The organism is Microcoleus sp. PH2017_08_TRC_O_A (assembly GCF_020738665.1).
Classification (GTDB): Bacteria; Cyanobacteriota; Cyanobacteriia; order Cyanobacteriales; family Microcoleaceae; genus Microcoleus.
This window is the reverse complement of sequence record NZ_JAEQCE010000183.1, coordinates 1-4,148: the sequence shown is the minus strand read 5'-3', so window position 1 is coordinate 4,148 and position 4,148 is coordinate 1. Positions and strand designations below refer to the sequence as shown.

Below are 4,148 nucleotides of genomic sequence, written 5' to 3'. Positions count from 1 at the left end.
CATTCGACTCATCCATGTTCGTTTATTTTCGGCAAAGAATAGGAGTCAACCCGAGGAAATAAAATCAATGAAAAAATGGTCAAAGACCAGACCCAAGTATCAGGAGAAGAAGTAGAAAAAAAGTAATCAGATTGGAGTGAACCCAAAAATCAAGGAAAATTAATATTAGATGCAACCTGTGCGCCAGCCGACATTAAATATCCGACCGACTTAGGGAGAACATACTGAAAAAATCATAGATAGTCTACACAATCAAACTAAATCACCCGTAAAAAAAAGCCTCTTGACATATCGAAACAGAGCCAGAAAAGAATACCTAACCATAGCAAAATAAAAAAAGCCACGACGAAAATCAAGAAGAAAAGCCATTAAAAAACAACTGCAATACATCCAAATAAATTTGGCTAGTATAGAGCGAATGGGTGAGCTAAAGTTATTAACCAAATCTCATTATAGAATGCTGTTAGTAGTTACAGAAGTCTACTGCCAACAGTTGTTAATGTACGAAAAGAAAGAACATAGTATTCCCGACAGAATAGTAAGTTTAACGCAACCACAGATCCGCCCGCTCCGTGAGAGGGAAAGCTGAATGGGTACGTATTTTTAGACCGAATTAGTTGGGATAACTTCAACGAATCAGGAGACTTAAAAATACAAGTAGAAGCATTTAAACAATTCACCGGATTTTACCCTGAATCAATTCATGTAGATCGGATATATAGCCTTTCTCAAAAAGATGAGGTATAACTGGCAGATCGTATAACCGCTTAGACTAAGAGGGCTCGCATCCCAACAACGTACCTCATCTTTCTGAGAACCGCTATATCGAACAGAAGAAAATAGAGTTTGGTGCAAAGAACTCGGCATCAGAATGAGCGGTGTCCGTCTAGGAAGACCTCCCAAAAATCTGAGCAAATCAATAAAAAAACAAGCTCAATCAGACGATCTGGTGATGAATCTTTCTGCCAGGGTACGGCAGGCTTTTTGGCTTTTTTTCTGTCTATTTCATAACAAAAACCTTTTTTGATGTTTTTTGGCTTAAATCATTGGTAAAAGCTATGTTTTGCCATCATAAAATTAACACCACTTATATTGTCGAGGCGATCTCAAATTCACTCATCTTTCTAAATGCTGTTTTCTGACTTTTTCAGCAAGCCCTAATTATGCGATCGCCACCCCTTGACAGGTCAAGACAGTATCTACGGAGATTATGTACGCGATTTAAATCGGCGTTTAAATTGCCCAATCATCTATTGCAATTGATTTGGATCGATTCCCATTGCTCGGAGTTGAGCTTCTAAGGCTTGCGATCGCGATCGTTCTTGCTCGAGCAAAGTTTCAGCCTCAGTCGCCCGTTCCTCTGCTTGTTGTCGCAGTTGCTCTGCTTCAGTCGCTTGTGCTTCCGCTTGGCGCCGCAGTTGAGCGAGTTCCACAAAACTCATAAATGCTTCTCCGTTTGGCCCGAACATTTCGAGTCCGGTTTCAGATAATTGGAACCGCACGCCCAATCTCGGACTGATCCAACCGTCTATTTGTTCGATCGCCTCTAACTCTTCCTCAACCCGCTGCCATCCTGTCAATTCTAATGTTTGTGGGTCGTACAAATAGTATTCTTCCACACCGTAACGTTCGTAAAATTTGAACTTTTGAATCATCGGAGCAGGCCGATTTCCCGGCGACCAAATTTCAAACACGACTTGCGGCGGAATATTATCTTCATTCCACTGTTGATAGGAACCTCGATATCCTTTTGGTCTACCAAAAACTACCATCACATCTGGTGCTTGGCAAAGTTTATTATTTCTTTCAACGGGATACCAAAGCAAGTCGCCGGCTACGAAAACATTCGGGTCATTCGCAAACAATAGTTCGGAATTTTCCTTAATCCAAACGATTAATCGAAACTGCTCAGTATTGTCTGACATTGGTTCTCCGTTATCGTCAGGGTATACGATGTTTTGTTGGTCGGGAGATTGCAGTTGTCTAACCATTGCTGTTTTCCCAAATTTGCTAATGATTTTATATTATAGACGCACTGCGGGCGATCGTATTTTCCAAGATTTATCGATAATTTTCAGTGTTTGTGGTCGTAGGGTGCGGATCCATGAAAAATCCCTAAATTATAGCCTTTCTCGGAAAGATGAGGTATGACTGACAGCTTATATAACCATTTAAACGTATAGGGCCCAAGCCCAACAACGTACCCCATACAACTACTAATAAAAATAATGTGGAACGGGCATCTTGCCCGTTCCAAAATTTACCCAAAATCCCGAACAACTTAACTGCTAAAAAGAAATAATCAAGTAACCATTCTGGAATTTAGCACCTGTGACAGATTTTCCAGTTAGCGCCGGAGGAAGCAAGATATTGCGCCGCTGATCGCCCGCTTCGATCGTCACTTCCGGCCCGGATTGAATCAATTTAATTTCTTTCTTGTCAAACCCAGGCAAAAACAAACTAACTAGACGCTGTGCAGTGTTGATGTTAATCGGTTTAGGAGCTTTCCCAGCTTCAGAAAAATCTGGCAAAGCATCAATTAACGGCTGCCAATTATTATCGCTGTGGGCCGGCACAGAAACTGCTGTCAAAGGATCGAAATCAGCAGCAATCGTTTCTGTAAGCGGTGCTTGATTGACAATCACACCGCCGACAGTTAAACCAATTTGTTGAGAACTTCCCCACAAATAGCGCGCAGTGCCGATCGCACTTGCATCCCCAGTCGTCACCAAATAAGCGGCCGTGCGGTTCGGATCTGCCAGCGCTTCCTTACCCTTATCCAACAGATTATCGACTTGCTTGGTAGATTGAAAAGCATTGTCTCCCGACATATCCACCGTCAACACGGTACTGACAACCGGTTGAATAAAAGGCGACAAAGCTTTCCCCAAATCCGAATCTACCAACGCTTGGCGGAAGCGACGGATGTACCAGCTCAAAATTTCCGGCATTCCCAACATCCGCAGCGTATCCATGCCGCCGCTGCCGTCATACACAATGACATCGTATTGTTTGCTGTCGTCGTATTCCCGAAGTTCGTTCAACGCCAGCGCGCTGTCCATCCCCGGTAACACTCCCAATTCTTGCCCGTAAATCTGCTTGAAAAACGGAGTGCGGACATATTGAGCTTCTAGTTGTTTAATTTCGTCCCACCTGCGTTCTAGCAGCGGCGCGCTGTTCACCTGAACTGCTTTGAAGTTGGGGGCGATTTCCTGTGGCGTGGGAGTCAGGGGAACCCCTAGCAGAATACCCAATGCAGGCCCCGGATCTTGGCCGAGTAGCAGAACTCGCTTGCCTTGAGCCGCATATTTTTTAGCTGTTGCGATCGCGATCGTGCTGCGGCCAGTGCCGCCTTTGCCCAAAAATGTCAAAATCAAAGCCATTTTCTGTTCTCAGTGCCAAAGCTTACTACTTAACATTTAAGCGCAACCTTCAGCCAGAGTTGTCAGTTGTCAGTGGGTAGTTGTCAGTGGTTAGTGGGCTGTGGGCTGTGGGCAGTAGGTAGTTGTTCTTTCTGATTCCTGATGTGTGAGTTGTTAGCTGCTACCAATAACAACTGACAACTGACAACTAACAACTGCCCACTGCCCACTGACAACGGCCTTCTACTAAACGGCTTCTAGCTCATCTTCAAAGAACCAAGTCGCAAAACCGTCAAACTTGACAACCACGCCTACTCCGCTGCCATCAACCATTCTGAATCCGTCAACAGTGCCTACTGGATTTTCCTTTATCTTGCCCACCATATTTGCAGGTATCCGATCTCTGAGACGGCGTACCTTAACTCTCTGACCTACTTCTATTGCCACTGAAATTGTTCTCCTGCTCTACATAACTTATATACAAGCGTTCATTTTACAGTTTGGCGGTCTCGATCGAGCAGCAACACCACCGGGCCCGATCGCCCGCCATGATTTTCCAGCGAAATTTTCGATCAAATTTCCCTAAAAGACGGTATTATAAAACTTTATTAAGTTTGTAAGCAGTAGTAAGCAATAGTAGTATCATATAGTCAAAATGGTCAACTGAGAGAATTATTGCGATCGTCCAAAAATGGAGAGTCTGAATGCAACTAGCAGAGAGGCACATCATTAAATCCACCGAGAATCGTTTTGTTGAAATTGACGAATTAGCCTTTAAATCCAAAA

3 protein-coding genes and 2 pseudogenes are annotated in these 4,148 nt (G+C 43.6%); 2 read left to right on the top strand and 3 right to left on the bottom strand.

Annotated elements, in window-relative coordinates:
* Nucleotides 1–720 (top strand): annotated as a pseudogene (locus JGK22_RS32820) (IS5/IS1182 family transposase); the annotation flags it as partial.
* Nucleotides 721–814: 94 nt separating this feature from the next.
* Nucleotides 815–1,027: pseudogene (locus tag JGK22_RS32815) on the top strand (transposase); the annotation flags it as partial.
* A 223-nt stretch (nt 1,028–1,250) separates the two neighbouring features.
* On the opposite strand, the gene JGK22_RS32810 reads toward JGK22_RS32815, so the two are convergent.
* From JGK22_RS32810 to JGK22_RS32800, 3 genes are all read right to left on the bottom strand, one after another.
* Nucleotides 1,251–1,991 (bottom strand): Uma2 family endonuclease, encoded by a 741-nt coding sequence (locus JGK22_RS32810; protein WP_293187172.1) that lies wholly within the window; start codon nt 1,989–1,991, stop codon nt 1,251–1,253.
* 297 nt (nt 1,992–2,288) lie between these two features.
* Nucleotides 2,289–3,383 (bottom strand): ArsA family ATPase, encoded by a 1,095-nt coding sequence (locus tag JGK22_RS32805; RefSeq protein ID WP_293187171.1) that lies wholly within the window; start codon nt 3,381–3,383, stop codon nt 2,289–2,291.
* 225 nt (nt 3,384–3,608) lie between these two features.
* On the bottom strand, nt 3,609–3,809 hold the full coding sequence (locus JGK22_RS32800; protein ID WP_293155850.1) for a DUF2862 domain-containing protein: 201 nt from the start codon (nt 3,807–3,809) through the stop codon (nt 3,609–3,611).
* Nucleotides 3,810–4,148: the final 339 nt, after the last annotated feature.

Coding starts and splice junctions, on each gene's coding strand:
- JGK22_RS32810 (WP_293187172.1), bottom strand. CDS start 1,991: ATGGTTAGACAACTGCAATCTCCCGACCAACAAAACATCGTATACCCT.
- JGK22_RS32805 (WP_293187171.1), bottom strand. CDS start 3,383: ATGGCTTTGATTTTGACATTTTTGGGCAAAGGCGGCACTGGCCGCAGC.